The organism is Marinobacter sp. G11, from assembly GCF_021282325.1.
GTDB classification, from domain to species: domain Bacteria; phylum Pseudomonadota; class Gammaproteobacteria; order Pseudomonadales; family Oleiphilaceae; genus Marinobacter; species Marinobacter vinifirmus.
In genome coordinates, this window is the sequence record NZ_JAJSPB010000031.1 from 11,994 (window position 1) to 28,220 (window position 16,227).

Sequence of the window (16,227 nt, forward strand, 5' to 3'; positions counted from 1 at the left end):
TCTCACGTTGTGGTAGGCGTTCGGGGCCGGCATAACGCCGGGCCCCTATCTGGCGCACTCAGGATCAATAAACGGTGGCGAATGCCAGGCCGTTGATTTCCATGAACACCGGCAGCGGGGCGCTCTGGGTCATCACCTGCTCTACGCCCGGGTCTTTTTCTACCCAGTTTTTCGGCCAGTATTCGGTGGCCACGTAGTCGGCATCGCCGTCCAGAATGGCGCCGTAAGCACGCACACCTTCTGCACCTACAGACACAATGGCCACGCCGTTGTCCGGAATGAACAGCTGCTTGTCGCCATTGGCGTCTTCGTAGTAGCCGGCATAGGTCCACACTTCAGGGCCTGCCCCGCCCAGGCGGCCTTTGAAGCTGGCCAGCTGGGTGCTGGGTGCCATCTCCAGCTCGGTCTCAGAGCCGCGCTGGGTGTCCAGCAGGTCTTTCTTCACGGCGTCAAAGCCGATGAACTTGCGGTAAGCGCCGCGCCCCATGATTACGTGGGTAGCCGGTGCCATCATCAGGGCAAACCAGTCTTCAAGGTCTTCCGCTGGCTTGGCGGTGGTCTGGTCCCATGCCGCTGCACCGCCGGAGAGGTCGATGGTCAGGTTGGGGTCTCGCTGAAAGTCCACTTCGGAGGTGGGGTAGTCTTCGCCTTCCACCACCACTTTGCCGGTTTGGATGATCTGGGCAACCATCCACTCTTCCCGGCGTTTGATCTTGCGGCGCTGCTCATCCAGCGTATCCACAAGGATGGCTTGCCGGCGCTGGCTGGCGCTCAACTGGCCGCCGATGGCTTCGCCCGGCAGGCGCTTAACCATGCGCTTGGGGTCCAGCACGTTCTTTGGCTTTACATAAGCCGGGGTGAAGGCGTACTTGTTGCCGCCGCGGGTGCGCTGGGCTTTGCCCGCCACCATGGGGCTCACAAACGGGGCCAGCTTCTTGTCGCTGGACAGCTTGTCAAAGGAGATGGATTCGTCCTCAAACTCTACCTTGGTGGGGCACAGCAGGTTGAGCAGGAACGGGTTAAACGGGTCTAGCTCCCGGTACACACCCAGGAGCGTTTCGGTTTCGTATGCCATGGATCTTTTACCTCTGGTTCAGTTTTGTGTTGGCCGGGGTTTACTCAGGGGTTACCAGCCGGATGGGTGTGCCGTCGAATGCGCCGGCCTGCAGTGCTTCTGTCCAGGTTGCATCCCAGGTCAGCAGGCTGCGGTTCAGCCAGCCGCCGCGTACGATCTGGCAGCCGGTTGCTGCGCTGGTGGCATCGATGTCGTGCACCAGTGCGCCAACGGGCACCTGGGAGCCATCGGTTGCCGTTTGAACGGATTGCTTGAGCTCTCCGGTGGCAGTTACACGGCCAACTACGGTGCCGCGGGTGAGGTTTTGGCCGGACTCAAGGGTGCCGTTGCCAAAGTCGATCAGGCCGCCGAGTACCAGGTCGTCATCCTGGAAGGCTTCGGTGACTGAACCAGCGAGGGGGAAGTTGCTCATCGCTTAACTCCTGAAGTTTTCTGTTAACCAGCAGTGGCTGGCTCAGTGGGTGGTAGGCTTGCGCCCGGTTGCCTGGCGGTAAGAGCCCATGATTTCGCTAAGCTCGTTTTTTTCGCCGGCGCTGGCAGCGGTTTGCGCCTCTGCCGGGATGTTCGGTTGCTGGGTGTTGCTCATGGCCGCATTCAGCAGGCCGGTGGGTGCTGCAGCTTGCGGGGTGCCGGTGTCGGAAGCCGCCATGGTGGCCTTGGCATCGGCAACAGACATCTGGGTGTTGAAGGCCAGGTGCTGGGCCAGCTTGGTTTTGCCTTCGGCTTCTTCCGCCTGCAGGATGCCGGCAATGCGTGCCTGCTCTGTAGCAGCGGCATCGGCCGCCAGTTTGTTCGTGTCTACGGTCTCCGCCTGGGTGGTGGAGGCCTCCGGGGTGGTGGCCGGTGCGGTAGCTGCCGGCTTGTTCTGGTTTTCTACCGTCATGGTGCTTACTCCGATTTTCTGGGTGGTTTGGATGTAGTCAGAGAAGGCGGCCAGCATGTCGTGGCCGTTGATGAGCTCGTCCGCAAATCCCACTTCGATTGCGTCTTGCCCGGTGTAGATGGCCGCCTCGGTGGCAAGCACATCCGATGGGTTCAGGCCAATCTGGTCTGCCACCATGGCCGCAAATTCGTTGCGGATGCGGTCAGATTCAGCCTGAAAGTCCCGGAGCACTCGCTCCGGCAGGTTTTCGTAGGGGTTCCCGTCTACTTTGAACGCGCCGGAGTGAATCAGGGTTACGTCTACGCCGTTGGCTTTGAGCTGTTCCTCAAAGCTGGCATGCATCATCACCACGCCTACCGAGCCGGTGCGCGCGGTGGTGGTGGTGTAGCGGTAGTCCGCTGCACTGTGGATGGCCATGCCGGCACTGCAGGCCATGTCGTAAGAGATGGAGCCGATAGGCTTCACGCCCCGCAGCTCTGCAATGCGTTTGGCGGTGTCGAAGCACCCGGCCACTTCGCCGCCCGGGGTATCCAGGTCCATCAAGATGCCCTTCACGGTGCTGTCTGCCAGGGCTTCCTGTATGCGGGCCACAATGCCGTCATAGCCGGTCATGCCGGAATATGGCCGCAGGTGCCCGAACTTGTGCACCAGGGTGCCGGATACCGGTACCACGGCAATGCCGTTGATCACTTCGTAGGGTCGATTTCGGGGGCGGTCTGTCTCGAACGAATCCGCCCGCATGCGCAGCTTTTCCTGCGATTCGATCAGGCCGGATTCATCCCGCAGCGAGGTAACCCCAAGCTTGGGAGCCAGCGCGCCAAGGAATACCCGGGCGTAGCCAGGCTCCAGCAACAGCGCCTGGTTGAGTACGCGGGCTGCAATGTTGTGGTTGTGCATAGGTTTTCTCCGGGCATTAAAAACCCCGCCGGGGCGGGGTTGGTCAGGTCTTCGTTCAGGCGGTGGCCGGGGCCGCTTCGGGCTCTTCCTGGTCCGGGGCAAGGGCCAGGGCTTTTACCCAGCTGGGCGGTGGCAGGCCGGCGTTGCGGCGCTCTTCCATTTCCCGCACTTGCTGGGCAAAGACTTCCTGGTAGTCCTCTCCCATCTTCGCCAGCTCTTTTTCGTAGGTAGACAGGCCGGATTCGATCAGGAGTATGGATTCCTTGACTTCCTTCAGGCCGTCGATGGCCATGCGGCCGGAGCCAATCCACTCTGCGTTACACCAGGAAGCTTTGGCCTCCCAGAAGGTGCGGGTTGCACCCCTTGGCAGGCGGATGATGCCCCGGTCCAGGGCTTCTTCTAGCCACAGGGCAAATACCATGCTGGCCCAGCGGCTGGCGATGATCTTGCGGCGGCCCATGTAGTAGCGCCAGCCTTCCATCATGCTGGCCCGGGCGCTGCTGTAGGTGGTCCGGCTGTAGTCTTTGGCCAGGGCTTCGTACGGCACGTTCAGGCCGGCAGCAATCCAGCGGATGATGGAGGATTCCAGTTCGCTAAAGCCGTTGTCTGCGTTGCTGCTGGTGGTGAACTTCAGGTTTTCGCCCGGCATCAGGTGCGGGATTTTCACGCCGTTCAGGCGAATATCTGCACCTTCGTGGTAGTCCGCCAGGGTGGCCATGTAGTCGGTGAGCTTGTCGGTGCTCATCTCGCCGCCGATGATTTCCATAGCGGCTTCGCTGCCCAGTTCGCTTTCGATCACCGCTGCATACATGGCGTTCACGATGGCGTTCTGCAGCTTGGTTTGCTGCAGCTTGCCCAGCTGGGGCAGCTGCTCCATTACGCTCAGGAACTGGTTAGCGCCACGGGTCTGGCCATCGCCGCGGGGCTCGAATACGTGCAGGAACTGCTGCCGGCCCCAGCTGGTTTCCCGGTCTACCGGGGTCCAGATGTCGCCAAGCCCGTTGTTCAGGCCCAGCCCGTTGATGCTTGTGGAGCGCACCCAATAACGGCGTGCCGCGCCAAACCGGTCAACTTCTACTCCGCCCCGCAGGCTCTGGGAGTCGGGTTTGTTCTGCGGGTTGCAGATCCGGTGGGTGTTCACCAGTTTGATGGCGGTGTTGAACAGTGAGCCGGGCCGGTTTTCTATCCATTCCGCCGTGCCGGTGGCCTCGCCTACGGTGCTGTGGGTGGCCACTACTTCACGGATCATCATGGTGAGGGTGCGCTTGCGTTCTGCGTCTACCCAGCAGTTGATGGGGTCCTCCGCGTACTCGGTGAAGGCAGCCTCTACTTCGCTGGCGAAGGCCCGGGCGTCTGCTTCGCTGATACCCAGGGCACGCCACCGGGGCTTGTAGCTCAGGCGGAAAAGGTGGCCAACGATGTTATCAACGTGCAGCTGTACGCCGTTGCTGGCCAAGCCGTGGTTGCGCACCAGGTCTTCCGCGCGGGCATTGCCGGTTTTCAGGCTGGGCAGCAGGGCGGCATCGGCGGTTTGTGGGCGCGGGTTCCAGCGGCGCATTTGCCCGCCAAAGCCCTCGCCGGCGCCGGTGTAGCCTGTGTCTGCCTTCGGGATCGGGCGGCCAGAGCTGTCGAGTAGGTTGATGTCAGGTAGTTTCACCAGCTAACCCTCCCCGGCCGCATGCGCCGGCCAGCGCCACCCAGCTGGCTTTCCAGGCTGGCGATGTAAGCGGCCAGGTCTCGTTTGCTGGCCTGTGAAAATTCCACGGTTTTGCCGTCCCGCTGAATCCGCACCACAGACTGCCCGGTAAGCAGGTTGTGGTAGGCCGTGCGGGCCTCTGTCAGTTGGGTTTCAACGCTCATCGCATTCTCCGGGCAATGTCAGCCAGGCTTCTGCCCTCTGGCTTTGAATTCTGGGTTTTGGTCTGGGTGGCTCTGGGCTTGTTGTCTGCCACCGGTGCCGGCGGTGTGGGTGCCAGCAGGTCTCCCTGCATGAGCTGTGCTTCCAGGGCATCCCATTGGTCTGGCTTGCGCACGTGTACTTTCAGGGTTCTGGCTGCGTGCAGGGCGTAAACTTCGCAGTCCAGGCCTTCGTTGCGCACACCGGCTTTCGGTTGCCAGGTTTTGCGGCCGCCTCGTTTACGGTCCGGCGCTTTGATTTCGGCGGTTATCTGGCTGTAGTAGTCGTCTCGAACGTTGCTGTACCAGTGCATTCTGCCCGGGCCGTTGCCGGTGAGTTTTAGGCGCGCATCGATGAGGTCTTTGGCCTTTTCGGTGCCCACCATGAACACCGGCAGGCCGTAGCGGGCGGCCTTGGTGGTTTTGCTGTTCACGTCTACTTTCTTGGCCGGGGTTACGATCTCCCGGTTCAGGTTGTTGGATTCGCCTTTGATGGCCATCACTTTCACGCCGCGGCCTTTGCGGCTGCGCACGTAGTGGTAAACGGCGTCGTTGGTTTGGCCGTCTGAGGAGTCAATACTGGCCGCCGATACCGGCATGTTGAAGCCCAGCCCGTGGCTGTAGGCCCCGAATATGAACTTGTCCAGCTCATCCCAGACCGGGTCCGCTTTGTCTGTGCAGCTCTGTGCGGCGTAGATTTCGCCCCAGAACACCAGCCAGCTTTCTTCACCACGCCCCCAGGCCCGAACGATGATGGCCAGGCGGTCGTGCTGAACATCCACGCCAACCGTGAGCACAAGGCCACCGGCCGGAACGGACAGCTCCACGTAGTTTTCGGCGCGTTCGCGCAGGGTGTCTGTGTCTGGTGCGTCTGTCTGGTATTCGTAGGAAAGGCCCAGCGTGTTGTTGACGAAGCCGATCATGTAGCTGTCGTCACCCTGCTCCAGCGCGTGCCGGGCTTTCAGGTATTTCTCTACCAGCAGGGCCAGCTTGGAGCCAGGGAACGGGCTGTACAGCTCGTTGATGTAAAACCCAGCAACGCCCCGGAAGGGCTTGTGGGCTTTCCAGTAGCCTTTGCGCACGTTGCGGTTCTTGTCCACGTCACGCCACAAAACCCCGCAATGGGGGCAGGCGTAACGGGCGGTTTCCGTCTGGGCTTTGCCGAGTACTTCGTCCGGTACCGGGTTGTCTTCGTTCCAGACCACGTTTTCCCAGCTGAGTACGTGTTCATCTCCGCACTCGTGGCAGGGCACCATGAACATGCGCTGATCACTACCCTGGAACGCTTCATCCACCCGGGACAGGCCCTTCACGGTGGGTGTGCCGCCAAAGATCACCTTACGGTATTCGTAGGTTTTGGCCCGCTCTTCCAGCAGGTTGATGGAGTCGCCCTGCCCCCGGACGTTGGTGTTACAGTCGTCTGGCTCTTCTACGCAGACCACCGGGGCGGAGAGTGACTTCACGTTGTCCGGTGCGTTGGATGCCACCAGGGCCAGAAAGCCACCGGGGAATTTCTTGTAGTCCGTACGGTTTCCGGTGGTGCGGGATGTGGATACATCCACCAGCGGCCGCAGCACCGGGCTGGCTTCCACCATCGGCACGAATTTCTGATCCAGGTACTTGCGGATCGTCTTGTCTTTCGGGAACAGCAGTACGATGGGGCACGGATCGTTGTGGATCCGGCGGCCCAGGTAGTTGTTCCACACGCCGTCTGTCCATGCCACCTGGGCAGACTTCCGGCAAACCACCTTCTTCACCTGGGTATCATCAAGCGCATCGAGCATGCCGGGCACCCACGGGGTCAGGTCCGTGGAGTATTTTCCCGGCATAGGGCTGCTTTCCTGCGCCAGATACCGGTTCCGGTTCGCCCAATCAGTTGAGCTGATCTTCTCCGGCGGCTGGAATTTGGCCAGAGCCTGGGTGACTACCAGGTTCAGGTTCGCGGCCAAGCGCTGCCAGCTGTCGGAGGACGGATCTAGAATGCTCATTCAGTAGCTCGATATCGAGATCGATGTCGTACAGCGTGTCGATCTCTGTCTTGAGTTTCGGGTTGCCGGTCAGCAGTTCACTCCGGATAGACAACGCCACGGATTCCAGTCGAGCCCCTACCAGTGCCGCCGGCACCAGTTCTTCAAGATCTTTCGCCAGGGCCAGTTCTTCCCGGTCCCCTTTGATTCGTTCCAGCCGCTCACGGGCAGACTCACGGCGGGCGCCGTTAACCGCCCGATCCATCAGCCACTCGTGCACGTCTTGCGTGTCGTATTCGTTCGACTGGCCACGGCCACCGGCCTTGGCAATCGGAAACGTCGGGTCTTTCTGGTACTCCGTGAAAGACCGTTCAGACACGCCGAAAATTTCAGCGAGCTCTCTCTTGTTAACTCGCTTACCCATCGATAACTACCTGAATCAGAACTGAGGAAGGAAGGCCAAGGGTGCCCTGAGTCTGCGAAAAAACCGCGAGTCTGCGCCCCCTCAGCAGGCCAGGTGCCAGGAAGGACCCGTGCCCATTCTGGACATCACATGGTTACCCGGAAATCTGTGGCGCCGGTGCTCACACACCGGACCGCAGTAACCGCGTTGGCCATCACGCTGCTGGTGTAGCCGGCAACGTCACCATCGGGCCAGACTTTTCCGGAAGCTGTTCCTGCCTCAACATCTGCAATGGGGTCCTGGGTATATTCAATGCGTGCGGTACCAGAAGAAGGCTCCACGCTCACGGCAAGTTCAGCCGGGCCGGGGGGGATAAGCACCCAATCGCCGGTACCGTTAACCTGCTCTTTGTGGTTGAAGCGCTGCCGATGGATGGCCTGGTTATCCAGGTACTGCTTATCGTCCATGTCCGGGTTCAGAGTTGTGTGCACCATAAGTCACCTATCAGGTTGATCAGTCGTATTCGGTTGTCCAGTCCAAACTGGCCAGATCAGCAGTGCCATCTGCAACCTGGGCAACGTACAGCGCTTCAAGGGCAATCAAGGCGGATCTGCGCTGGCCAATCTTGCGCAGTGCATCTTTCACGGCGGAGACCGGGTGGTTTACGTGGTACTGGTTGTCTGAGTCTTTCCACGCCGAAAACACCGTCATACCGCCATCGTCCGCAGCAAGAATGGCTTCCTGCAGCGCTTGCCGGTTTCCGGCATCACCTGCGTAGCGCACGCCGTTGATCACAACGCCGGCCACTTCCGCCATTTTCCGCTGACATCTAACCGAAGGCTCAATCATAGAACGGTGATAGGCATCGATCTTTGCCGCATCGTAATAGCCGGTGTCTTCCGCCTCGGTGGTGCCGTGCTGCACATACACGCCAGCATCATGGCCGGTCAGGCCTGCAGACTTGATGTCATCCAGGCGCTGCTGCTGTTCAGGGGTCAGGATCAGAGGATCAATGTGCAGGCCTGAAAGGTGGCCGTGTGCAGCAATCAGCTGCTCAAAGTACCGGCGGTCGTCTGTGTAATGCGTGCGCTCTACGCCGTTATCCTCAAACCGCACCCGAAACCGGTATGGGGTCATGTCATCTTTGATCATGTGATCACCCTAGAATGATGAATCGTTCGTTGTCGGCAAACCGTATGCGATCAGTGCGCAAGCAGGCATCCCGAACAAATCTCTGGCAGGCCGCTGTGCCTGCGTAGCTGTACCAGCTGGTGAGTGACCGCAAGGCCTCTGCTGGCGTAATCCGTTTGCTGGCAAGAAGCCCTTCCAGCGCCTTCAGCCGTTTAATGAAGCGCGACTTAGCCGCCGATGTGAGCAAGATCGCCGCTGGCGTTATCCGGTAACCCAGCGTTTCCAGGCCAAGGTGCAGCGGCCTGATAAAGCACTTACGGTCTGGGAAGTGGAGGTCCAGCACATCGCGGCCAAATGCCCGAATACAGGCAAGAACGTCTTGTGCCTGGGCCTTGCCGTCCACGATCAGCACAAGGTCATCTGCGTAGCGCACATACAGCCGAACGCCCAAGGTGCGCTTGATGTAGTGATCCAGCTCATTCATGAGCACGTTCGCAAGTAACTGCGAAGTCAGGTTGCCAAGTGGCAGGCCCAGATCACCCGGGGAGCTCAGAACAATCCGCTCAAGCAGCGCCAAAGTTTCCGGGCAAGTGATCTTCCGGCGAACAATCGCCAGGATCACGTCCCGGTTTATGCTGTAGAAGAACCGCTGAACATCGGCTTTGATGATCCAGGGATCGGCATACGTCAGCGAGGCCCGGCGCTCGAACTGCTGAATGCGCAGAACTGCCCGTTGATTGCCCTTGCCCCGGATGCAGGCATAACTATCGAAGATGAACTTCGGTTCGTAGAAATCCCGAAGCACGTTGTTGGCAGCATGCTGCACAATCTTGTCTTTGTACCTGGGCGCGTAGATCACACGCTCTTTCGGCTCAAACACCGAGAATTCCAGATACTCGCCAGGCTGGTATTCGCCGCTGATCACCAGCTGCCGTAGCCGGGCAAGGTTTACCGTTTGGTTCTCGGTGAAGCGAATGGCATCTGGCTTATATTTCGGGGCGCCCAGCTGGGTCTTTCGGAAAGCCTCGTCGAAGTTCTCCTTCGACGTGATTTCGGAAAACATCAACGATCCTTGTCAAATTAGGTCGAGGGCGCCAATACAGAGAGTGACGCCCTCTTTCGGTTTTCTGCCTGATGACAAAAGCCACCTGCAGCAGACACAAGCCCCCTTGCAGTGCGCGTACGCACGCAGTACCTCCCGGAAGCCGTAACCGCCGGGATGGAGAAACACAGCAGGGCGGGCCGCCACCCGATATTCGAATTCACATTCGTCGCGGTATTGCGATTGAAGTTCGCGAGGTCATTGTTGCCACGGTTCGCGCGGTTGGCGGAGTTACGGCTTGCGCCTTGGTTCCCCGACAGTCTTCATGAAGCCTGCCAGGATCTTTTTGAGTTCGGTGAGATCAGTATCCACCTCCTCAAAAACTCTTTCTTGATGTAGCGCCTTTTGGAGCTCAGCTCATACCAGGTAGTCAGGTTTTGCAGCACACCTGCGGCCTTTTTGCAGGCCGCCATGCGTACACTCACAGAGGTTGCATACTTGGCCAGGGCAATATGCTCCAGCAGCCTTGCGAACAGGGTTTTGATCGTGGCGCAAAGCTGGTGATGCTCTACCCGGGGGTAGTTCTGAAACGTCGGATAAACCTTCATCAGCAGTGCCTGGGCCTTTGCGTACAGCTTCAAGCTTTCCGCGTCGCCAGGCTTGTGCGTTACTTCCATGTCGGTCCTCAAACGCTTGCCGGCGGGTCAAGCCCGCCGAGCGGCGCGCAATCAGTTGTTAGGGATTAGCTGCAAGACGGGCCGCCACCCGAGAGACGAAGCCACATACGTCGCGGTATAGCAATAGAAGTACGCGAGGTCATAGTGGCCACGGTACGCGCGGTAGGCGGAGTTCACGTCAGACTGCTCCTGGACCCATGAAGCCCGTGCAAGGCCAGAGGCAATACCGATATCAGCATCCGTATAATTGGCCCAGTTCGGACCAGCCTGCGGGCCGCCATGGCGGTCAGCCTGAAAACCGTCAGTAGCCGGATCACTCGGCACCGCCTGGTGAATCCGATAGATCAGATCATTCCACTCAGATCCGCCGCCAACATTCTGCTGATACATATCTGCCGTAAAAAACAGTGGATCAGATTCAGCAAAAGGATCCGCATTCGCCCCAGTCATCAGCCGAACAACAAAATCATTGCCGTTCTTCCGAACCTTGGTGAGCTGATTCGTCGGAGTGCCATAGGGCGCCTTGCCGGTATCGTCCGTGCCATACACCAGCCCGCGCTCATACAAATGCGCCCAGCTGATCGAATAGCGAAAAGGCCGCTTGGCAATAAACAGAATGCTGTCTTCGTGCGCAAACTTGAGCCAGCCCGCATCACTGTTAATCGAAACGCCCTCAGTAACCCCCAGCATCAAAGCCAGCTCATCACCCGTATACAGCTCTTGGGCAGAAACCTCGCCGTAGAAGCCGTCTACAATCGGCGTTTGGGAGCCCGGGCCGGTGGCCTGGGGTTGCGTGCCGCCGAACAGGGGGCGGAACAGCGGTCTTGATCCACTCATAACTCACTCCGATGATTCAAATCCTGGTAAAGACCGCGCGCCTCCGCCATGCGCTTCTGGTGCAGCTCCGCTTCACGCAAATCACGCCGGCGCTGAAAGTGCCAGTTCACCAGGAACGTAGCCACACCCAGCAGCAGTGTTATCGCCATAATCCACTGATTGAACGAAATCGCACCAAAAGCAAAGCCAATACCGTTTGTCCAATACGACGTTTGAGGCACAACCGCGTCAGCCTTGATATGCATAGTGGAACCTGCAGACTCCAGGAGATCTCTCAAACTCACCCGGCCCGCCCCTTAAGCAGCCCTCGCTTGTCTGCGCTGCGTGCTGTGGAATACCCCAGGTACCCGGCGCCAAACAACCACCAAAGCTCCTCTGGCAGCGCAGCCAGCCACGCCTTCATGCCCTCGGCAATCGAACTGGCCACCGCCGGCTCAAACGCATGCAGCACACCCATCGGGATAGCCGCCAGAATCATTGCGTACATCACATACAGGAACGAAGGGCGGGCCCGGCTTGTCCATGGGTCTTTGCTATTGGCCTCAGCCAGAATGGCGCTCATGCGCGTTTCCAGCTCCTTCAGCTCCCCGTTCTGCTGCATCTGCAGCAGCTGGGCCTTCGCCTTATCGCGTTCAGCGGGATCTGGCCAAATCTTGTCGATCAGCTTGCCGCCTACATCCAGCAGGCCATCAATCACCGGAATCGGGAACGCCATAACCACTCCTACAGGTTCACGCGGTGTGAAAACCACCCGAACACAAACGATTCATTTCTCTCCCGGGCCTCAGCAATCTCAATATAGCGAGCGCCCTGCAGGCAGTTCAGCGCCTTCATCAGAACGTCCTCACCGGAGCGGCCCCGGATATCCAGGTAATCTTTCAGCGCGCCCAGCGTGCCATTGCCAACCAGGCCATCCACCACCAGGTCCGCGTAATGCGTGCCCTGGTTGTTCAGCGCATTCAGGCTGCGCTGCAAAAACTTACCGGCCCAGGCAATGCCCATATTCACACCCGTATCCAGCAGCTCTTCCGCCACCCGGGTACTCAGCATTGCCACGCGGTCAAAATTCGGAGCGCTCCAGTACTGATCCTTGTAGATCTGCACCGCCAACGCCCTGGGCAAGTGCCGCATATCGCCATCCCAGCCATGCAGCCGGGCCACCTTCTGCGTAATCCCGTACATGGTTGCGCCGCCCTTATCGTCCGGGTGATCCACAAACGCCCCTTCACGCTCGATAAGGCCATCGATCACGCGAATCAGCTTGCTCATGGAAACCTCCGGAAAAAAGCCCTCAAACGAGGGCAAGCGCTGTGAGAGTCAACCAACAGGAAAAAGCAGACCCCAAAAAAAACCCCAGCCATTTCTGACTGGGGTTCTGCGGGCTCTTGGTGTTCAGTGCGCACTTCTGCGACTGTACGGGATTTAGCCTACCTTCGTGCATGCACGGAGTCAACCTAATTTAGTTTATATGAATTCCATTAAGTGAAGAGCCGCCCATCCACCCAGGCTTCCGCACTCCGCAGCAGCACCCGGGCCTTCTCCCGGCTCATCTTCACCTCCATCCCAATCATCGTGTAATCCCACCGGCGCACATAGTAATTCACCAGCACCCTGCCCAGCACCGGCTCACGGCGTTTAAGCCGTGCCACCGCCTGGTCTACCACCAGGGCCTCATCATCCGGCACCGTGCAGCCGCCACAGCTTGCGGCCAGCTTAACGGCAGAATACCCCAGGCTGGGCCCGCCACTGCGCACCCACTCACCCCAATCCTGCAGCCGGTTTTTGGTGTCTTCCAACATCACGCAACTCCCCTCTGTCCGTTTTTTTTGAATATTCAGGGTATATACAGGGTTAAACCACAACCCTGTATATATCTAGCCCTTCTGCTGCAAGGGATATACAGGGTCTACAGGGTTTACATAGTTATTCTCTCGCGTAAGAAAAAAAATTAATCACTCGCAGCGCTTATTGTTATTCTGGATTTATGCGCACACGCGCGCGGAAAACCCTGTAAACCCTGTAGACCCTGTATATCCCTTGTGCCCCAAGGGCTGAACGTATACAGGGTTTAAAAATGGTGCCTGTAAACCCTGTATAAAACCGGCTGAACTACCCCCTTATGCCTGCCAGCCTCTCCGAAAACTCCGCCTCATGCTTTGCCATCACCTCTGCCAGTGGCACGCCTTGCGGTGGCCTCCAGTCGTCTGGCTCAATAAACGTGTAGGTTTTCATTGCGCCACCCACCTTTACCCACCGCCTCACCTTGGAAAGCCCAACCGGCATCGTGCGCAGCAGCATCACCTCAGACAGCACCCGCGCACCGCGCTGGGCGCACCACCAGGAATAAAACCGGTACAGGCTGGTAGATCGGCAAGGCATCACCGGTATGGGCAGCTCACCGCCCAGCCAGGCCTTATAGAACGCTTCCACCCCTTCAGCCACACCAGAACCCGCACCGCGGATGGCTTTAAGAAGCTTATCCTCTGTTATGCCCAGCTGCCGGGCCACCTGGGTAACGCCTACAACATTTCCACCTACGGCAATAACAACACTGTCACTCGTCATGTTCAGAATGCCTCCTCATCGTCAGATAGCTTGTTACGGAACTCTCTCACGCAACCGCCCAGCCAATCCATATCGGTGGTGTTGTCCGGCTTGTTGCAGCCTTCCGGAATAAAGAACATACCTGACTTTGGTGCCACATCATTCAAGCCGGTAGAACTTACGTTCTTTATTAATCCGGCTGGCGTAAATCGTGATCAGCTTGGTCTCACTCAGGGCACGGTTACCCGTGCGCTTGCACCAGGTTTGATAAACGCCGTATAAGTCCCGCGTCAGGCAGGCCCCAAAAGGCACATCCAATTCGCCATTCTTCCACTCACGGTAGAAAACTTCGAAGTTGGGTAGAGAGAACTCAACAATCCGCTCGCGGGCCCGCGTTTGCAACGGCTTGCTATGGGGAGAGAAATCGCCCAGCGGGTAGTCCAAAAGTAACTGGTAGAACGCCGAAGGGCCGCCATTGTCCAGCTCCAGGCTAACGCCGTGCTGCAACTCCGGGCTAAGGGTATGCCTGGGCCACACCACCAGAAACCGGCGGTCTGAAGGCTCCAGCGGGAACGGCTGTATCTCGTTACTCAGGAACACGCCGTTCATGTGGTTGGCTTCCTCCCAGCCGGAAACAAACTTGCGCTCAATCCGCTGGGTGGTGCCGGTAATCATGTGCTTGATGGTGCCCATCTGGTTGTGCTTCTCAGTGCGAGACAGCACCTCCTCAAACACCGCGTACAATAACCGGCTGCGCCAGTCTGTGTACTGGCTTTCCAGCTGGTGCTGGCCAAGGATCGAAGCATAACGGCCGTAAATGGTGGTCATCACACGGCCAAAGAACAGCGATTTACCACTGCCCTGCACGTCCGAATGAAACAGCAGTGCCGTGTCCAGCTTGGCACCCACATGCTGCAGCGGGTAAGCCAGCCACTTAAGAACCCAGTCCAGCACCTCTTCATCACCGTTACAAAGGTGCTTTATCAGCGCCATAATCGACTGGCACCGAGAATACCCGTCGGCTTTCGCCGGCTCGTCTGGCGCCAGCGGAATGCCCGTAAAGGTGTTAATCGTTGTCTCTGGGTCTGCCTGCTGAGTAGGGTCGAAAACAATGTTTTCCTGCAGCTTCACCTTCCGCCTTGGGTGCTCATTCCATCTGGCAAACTCATTAGGATGTAGCGCCTTCAGCGCCTCAAGCGTAACCACGTCCTGGTAATCGTCATCCCATACATTCTTTGTTGGGTAGATGTAGGTAAAACGCTTAATCATCTTCTCCAGAGGATCGGTACTTCCCCCCTTTTCGGGCGTTTCACCGGCGCTATTAATTGCCACCCAGGTGGTGGTTCGCCGCCCCTCGTGATTCAGCCATTCATTAAACACCTTTGCGCCCAGGGTCGCCTTCATGCCCGCCTGCTTGTAAACCTTCTTGGCGTGCTCGTCGTAAACCTTGGTTTCACCATGGATCAGCGCATAACGCTTGAGGGCATTCGCCAGGGGGTCAGCCTCCCCCGCACCCCCAGCATCAGAGGGGGCCGGGGGAGATGCCGGTGGTTGTTCCGTATTAGCCGGGCCAGCCTTGATAGCGGCCATCACCTGGCCCCGAACAGCCTCAAGCCCCTTGGTTTTGTGCAGGTCGTTAAAATCACTCAGCGCCATGGGCAGCCTCCGCAAACTCCGGAAGCACCCACACCCCGCCAACCGCCTGCGCAGCTGCCTGGGCCTTCACCCGGCCCGGGTTCTTGCCCTGCCGTTGCTCGGTGTCTGTGTCGTTATCACCGGCAATGCAAATCACCGCCGTGGGCATAAACTGGCGCAGCGCACGGGCCACCGGCACCAGATTGCCCGCATCAAACGCCACCGCCACCGGCAGGCCCGTGGCCATGCGCACGCTGGCACCCGTGGCGTAGCCCTCTACAATCACAACCGGGTCTTCCGCGTTCGGTACCGGGCCCAGCCAATGGAAGGAGCCCTCTTTGGGTGTGCCGGTGAGAAACTTCTTGTCACCCTCGGCATCGATAAACTGCAGGCTCACCAAATCCAGCGCGAACAGCTCCGGGCCATCGGTAGCCACCGGCTTGTACAGCGGCACAACCACACTGCCCCGGCTGAACTTCAAGCCAAACGGCGCCACCGCCTTCTTTGCCAGGTACTGGCTGGGCCCCTGCTCTGGCAGGCCAGCCCAAATACGCTGCGCACGCGCTTTGCACTTGCGGGCTGCCTCTTCCGCCTCTTTGCGGGCTTTCTCCTGGGCCAACTTGCGCCGTTTTTCGTATTCCGCCCGGTCTGCCTCTGTCAGCGATCCGGCCGGCATGCCAACCTTGCGCTTCTCATCGGCCTTGTAGTTGCCAAAAGAGCCAGCCAGCCCGATACCGCCAGAGCTAAGCCGAAACTCATGCACCACATACCAGCCGGATTTTTTCTTGCCTTTATCGGCACGAGGGAAACAGACAGGAACCCGGACCAACTTGCCCGAGGTATCAACAGAATCGACCACAAGGCCGAGTTCACGCATTTGAGTGAGCACCGCATCAATGTTCATGGCGGCCTCCAGGAACAGACAAAAATCGCATGGAAAGAGCCCTTCTATCCAGTATCCGCGTGGTTACTTATGCCACTGATTGTTTTGTTTCAGTATTTGGGGCAGGCCCGAACACATCCGGCCGCATGTCATAACGGGTTACATCACCGTCGCAGGCGGTCTCAAGGGCAATACAGTGTTCGGATGGCACACGCTTCCAGCAACTGAGGGCAGGCGGAGTGATACCGCAGATATGCGCAATTTGGCGCTTGGTTTTGATGTTCGGGTGAGCTGTCAGCTTGTCGAATATCTGGTTGAGGGTCATCGCTCCGGTCTCGCAAACTTAATTTAATTAAG

21 protein-coding genes are annotated in these 16,227 nt (G+C 58.7%); all 21 read right to left on the bottom strand.

Annotation, left to right across the window (positions count from 1 at the left end):
* Positions 1-64: 64 nt before the first annotated feature.
* The gene (locus LWH94_RS15915) at positions 65-1,075 is read right to left on the bottom strand and encodes a major capsid protein (RefSeq protein ID WP_232902845.1); all 1,011 of its coding nucleotides are present in this window, start codon (positions 1,073-1,075) and stop codon (positions 65-67) included.
* A gap of 40 nt (positions 1,076-1,115) precedes the next feature.
* Positions 1,116-1,487, bottom strand: coding sequence for a head decoration protein (locus LWH94_RS15920; protein ID WP_232902846.1), 372 nt, complete (start codon positions 1,485-1,487; stop codon positions 1,116-1,118).
* Between the two features lie 42 nt (positions 1,488-1,529).
* Positions 1,530-2,855: a S49 family peptidase gene (locus LWH94_RS15925; protein ID WP_232902847.1), complete on the bottom strand. Its 1,326-nt coding sequence runs from the start codon at positions 2,853-2,855 to the stop codon at positions 1,530-1,532.
* 55 nt (positions 2,856-2,910) lie between these two features.
* Complete coding sequence (locus tag LWH94_RS15930) at positions 2,911-4,512, bottom strand: phage portal protein (RefSeq protein ID WP_232902848.1); 1,602 nt, start codon at positions 4,510-4,512, stop codon at positions 2,911-2,913.
* Positions 4,509-4,715 (bottom strand): gpW family protein, encoded by a 207-nt coding sequence (gpW, locus tag LWH94_RS15935; RefSeq protein WP_232902849.1) that lies wholly within the window; start codon positions 4,713-4,715, stop codon positions 4,509-4,511. The genes LWH94_RS15930 and gpW overlap by 4 nt, the downstream gene beginning before the upstream one ends.
* Entirely contained in the window at positions 4,712-6,739 is a 2,028-nt protein-coding gene (locus LWH94_RS15940) for a phage terminase large subunit family protein (RefSeq protein ID WP_232902850.1), read from the bottom strand. The genes gpW and LWH94_RS15940 overlap by 4 nt, the downstream gene beginning before the upstream one ends.
* Positions 6,624-7,142: a terminase small subunit gene (locus LWH94_RS15945; RefSeq protein ID WP_232902851.1), complete on the bottom strand. Its 519-nt coding sequence runs from the start codon at positions 7,140-7,142 to the stop codon at positions 6,624-6,626. Before LWH94_RS15945 ends, LWH94_RS15940 begins: the two co-directional genes overlap by 116 nt.
* A gap of 125 nt (positions 7,143-7,267) precedes the next feature.
* A complete protein-coding gene (locus LWH94_RS15950) occupies positions 7,268-7,615 on the bottom strand; it encodes a hypothetical protein (RefSeq protein WP_232902852.1) in 348 nt (115 codons plus the stop codon).
* 19 nt (positions 7,616-7,634) lie between these two features.
* Positions 7,635-8,273 (bottom strand): DUF4376 domain-containing protein, encoded by a 639-nt coding sequence (locus tag LWH94_RS15955; RefSeq protein ID WP_232902853.1) that lies wholly within the window; start codon positions 8,271-8,273, stop codon positions 7,635-7,637.
* A gap of 4 nt (positions 8,274-8,277) precedes the next feature.
* Positions 8,278-9,315 (bottom strand): reverse transcriptase/maturase family protein, encoded by a 1,038-nt coding sequence (locus tag LWH94_RS15960; protein WP_232902854.1) that lies wholly within the window; start codon positions 9,313-9,315, stop codon positions 8,278-8,280.
* A 302-nt stretch (positions 9,316-9,617) separates the two neighbouring features.
* Positions 9,618-9,971, bottom strand: a complete 354-nt coding sequence (locus LWH94_RS15965) for a four helix bundle protein (RefSeq protein ID WP_232902855.1) — start codon at positions 9,969-9,971, stop codon at positions 9,618-9,620.
* A 51-nt stretch (positions 9,972-10,022) separates the two neighbouring features.
* Entirely contained in the window at positions 10,023-10,808 is a 786-nt protein-coding gene (locus LWH94_RS15970; RefSeq protein WP_232902856.1) for a hypothetical protein, read from the bottom strand.
* Positions 10,805-11,053: a holin gene (locus LWH94_RS15975; RefSeq protein ID WP_232902857.1), complete on the bottom strand. Its 249-nt coding sequence runs from the start codon at positions 11,051-11,053 to the stop codon at positions 10,805-10,807. Before LWH94_RS15975 ends, LWH94_RS15970 begins: the two co-directional genes overlap by 4 nt.
* A 35-nt stretch (positions 11,054-11,088) precedes the next feature.
* The gene (locus LWH94_RS15980; RefSeq protein WP_232902858.1) at positions 11,089-11,523 is read right to left on the bottom strand and encodes a holin family protein; all 435 of its coding nucleotides are present in this window, start codon (positions 11,521-11,523) and stop codon (positions 11,089-11,091) included.
* Positions 11,524-11,531: 8 nt separating this feature from the next.
* On the bottom strand, positions 11,532-12,077 hold the full coding sequence (locus LWH94_RS15985; RefSeq protein ID WP_232902859.1) for a glycoside hydrolase family 108 protein: 546 nt from the start codon (positions 12,075-12,077) through the stop codon (positions 11,532-11,534).
* 209 nt (positions 12,078-12,286) lie between these two features.
* The gene (locus tag LWH94_RS15990) at positions 12,287-12,607 is read right to left on the bottom strand and encodes an antiterminator Q family protein (protein ID WP_232902860.1); all 321 of its coding nucleotides are present in this window, start codon (positions 12,605-12,607) and stop codon (positions 12,287-12,289) included.
* A 310-nt stretch (positions 12,608-12,917) separates the two neighbouring features.
* Positions 12,918-13,373 carry a hypothetical protein gene (locus LWH94_RS15995; protein WP_232902861.1) on the bottom strand — a complete coding sequence of 152 codons (456 nt, stop codon included), beginning with the start codon at positions 13,371-13,373 and terminating at the stop codon, positions 12,918-12,920.
* 2 nt (positions 13,374-13,375) lie between these two features.
* The gene (locus LWH94_RS19455; RefSeq protein WP_269802632.1) at positions 13,376-13,510 is read right to left on the bottom strand and encodes a hypothetical protein; all 135 of its coding nucleotides are present in this window, start codon (positions 13,508-13,510) and stop codon (positions 13,376-13,378) included.
* 1 nt (position 13,511) lies between these two features.
* Positions 13,512-15,008, bottom strand: coding sequence for a DUF5906 domain-containing protein (locus LWH94_RS16000; RefSeq protein ID WP_232902862.1), 1,497 nt, complete (start codon positions 15,006-15,008; stop codon positions 13,512-13,514).
* Positions 14,995-15,891, bottom strand: a complete 897-nt coding sequence (locus LWH94_RS16005) for a toprim domain-containing protein (RefSeq protein ID WP_232902863.1) — start codon at positions 15,889-15,891, stop codon at positions 14,995-14,997. The genes LWH94_RS16000 and LWH94_RS16005 overlap by 14 nt, the downstream gene beginning before the upstream one ends.
* Before the next feature lie 67 nt (positions 15,892-15,958).
* Complete coding sequence (locus LWH94_RS16010; RefSeq protein WP_232902864.1) at positions 15,959-16,195, bottom strand: YdaS family helix-turn-helix protein; 237 nt, start codon at positions 16,193-16,195, stop codon at positions 15,959-15,961.
* Positions 16,196-16,227: the final 32 nt, after the last annotated feature.

What these genes read in the sequence shown, in the direction of transcription:
- LWH94_RS15915 (WP_232902845.1), bottom strand. Translation starts at nt 1,075, where the DNA reads ATGGCATACGAAACCGAAACGCTCCTGGGTGTGTACCGGGAGCTAGAC.
- LWH94_RS15920 (WP_232902846.1), bottom strand. Translation starts at nt 1,487, where the DNA reads ATGAGCAACTTCCCCCTCGCTGGTTCAGTCACCGAAGCCTTCCAGGAT.
- LWH94_RS15925 (WP_232902847.1), bottom strand. Translation starts at nt 2,855, where the DNA reads ATGCACAACCACAACATTGCAGCCCGCGTACTCAACCAGGCGCTGTTG.
- gpW (WP_232902849.1), bottom strand. Translation starts at nt 4,715, where the DNA reads ATGAGCGTTGAAACCCAACTGACAGAGGCCCGCACGGCCTACCACAAC.
- LWH94_RS15940 (WP_232902850.1), bottom strand. Translation starts at nt 6,739, where the DNA reads ATGAGCATTCTAGATCCGTCCTCCGACAGCTGGCAGCGCTTGGCCGCG.
- LWH94_RS15945 (WP_232902851.1), bottom strand. Translation starts at nt 7,142, where the DNA reads ATGGGTAAGCGAGTTAACAAGAGAGAGCTCGCTGAAATTTTCGGCGTG.
- LWH94_RS15950 (WP_232902852.1), bottom strand. Translation starts at nt 7,615, where the DNA reads ATGGTGCACACAACTCTGAACCCGGACATGGACGATAAGCAGTACCTG.
- LWH94_RS15955 (WP_232902853.1), bottom strand. Translation starts at nt 8,273, where the DNA reads ATGATCAAAGATGACATGACCCCATACCGGTTTCGGGTGCGGTTTGAG.
- LWH94_RS15960 (WP_232902854.1), bottom strand. Translation starts at nt 9,315, where the DNA reads ATGTTTTCCGAAATCACGTCGAAGGAGAACTTCGACGAGGCTTTCCGA.
- LWH94_RS15965 (WP_232902855.1), bottom strand. Translation starts at nt 9,971, where the DNA reads ATGGAAGTAACGCACAAGCCTGGCGACGCGGAAAGCTTGAAGCTGTAC.
- LWH94_RS15970 (WP_232902856.1), bottom strand. Translation starts at nt 10,808, where the DNA reads ATGAGTGGATCAAGACCGCTGTTCCGCCCCCTGTTCGGCGGCACGCAA.
- LWH94_RS15975 (WP_232902857.1), bottom strand. Translation starts at nt 11,053, where the DNA reads ATGCATATCAAGGCTGACGCGGTTGTGCCTCAAACGTCGTATTGGACA.
- LWH94_RS15980 (WP_232902858.1), bottom strand. Translation starts at nt 11,523, where the DNA reads ATGGCGTTCCCGATTCCGGTGATTGATGGCCTGCTGGATGTAGGCGGC.
- LWH94_RS15985 (WP_232902859.1), bottom strand. Translation starts at nt 12,077, where the DNA reads ATGAGCAAGCTGATTCGCGTGATCGATGGCCTTATCGAGCGTGAAGGG.
- LWH94_RS15990 (WP_232902860.1), bottom strand. Translation starts at nt 12,607, where the DNA reads ATGTTGGAAGACACCAAAAACCGGCTGCAGGATTGGGGTGAGTGGGTG.
- LWH94_RS15995 (WP_232902861.1), bottom strand. Translation starts at nt 13,373, where the DNA reads ATGACGAGTGACAGTGTTGTTATTGCCGTAGGTGGAAATGTTGTAGGC.
- LWH94_RS16000 (WP_232902862.1), bottom strand. Translation starts at nt 15,008, where the DNA reads ATGGCGCTGAGTGATTTTAACGACCTGCACAAAACCAAGGGGCTTGAG.
- LWH94_RS16005 (WP_232902863.1), bottom strand. Translation starts at nt 15,891, where the DNA reads ATGAACATTGATGCGGTGCTCACTCAAATGCGTGAACTCGGCCTTGTG.
- LWH94_RS16010 (WP_232902864.1), bottom strand. Translation starts at nt 16,195, where the DNA reads ATGACCCTCAACCAGATATTCGACAAGCTGACAGCTCACCCGAACATC.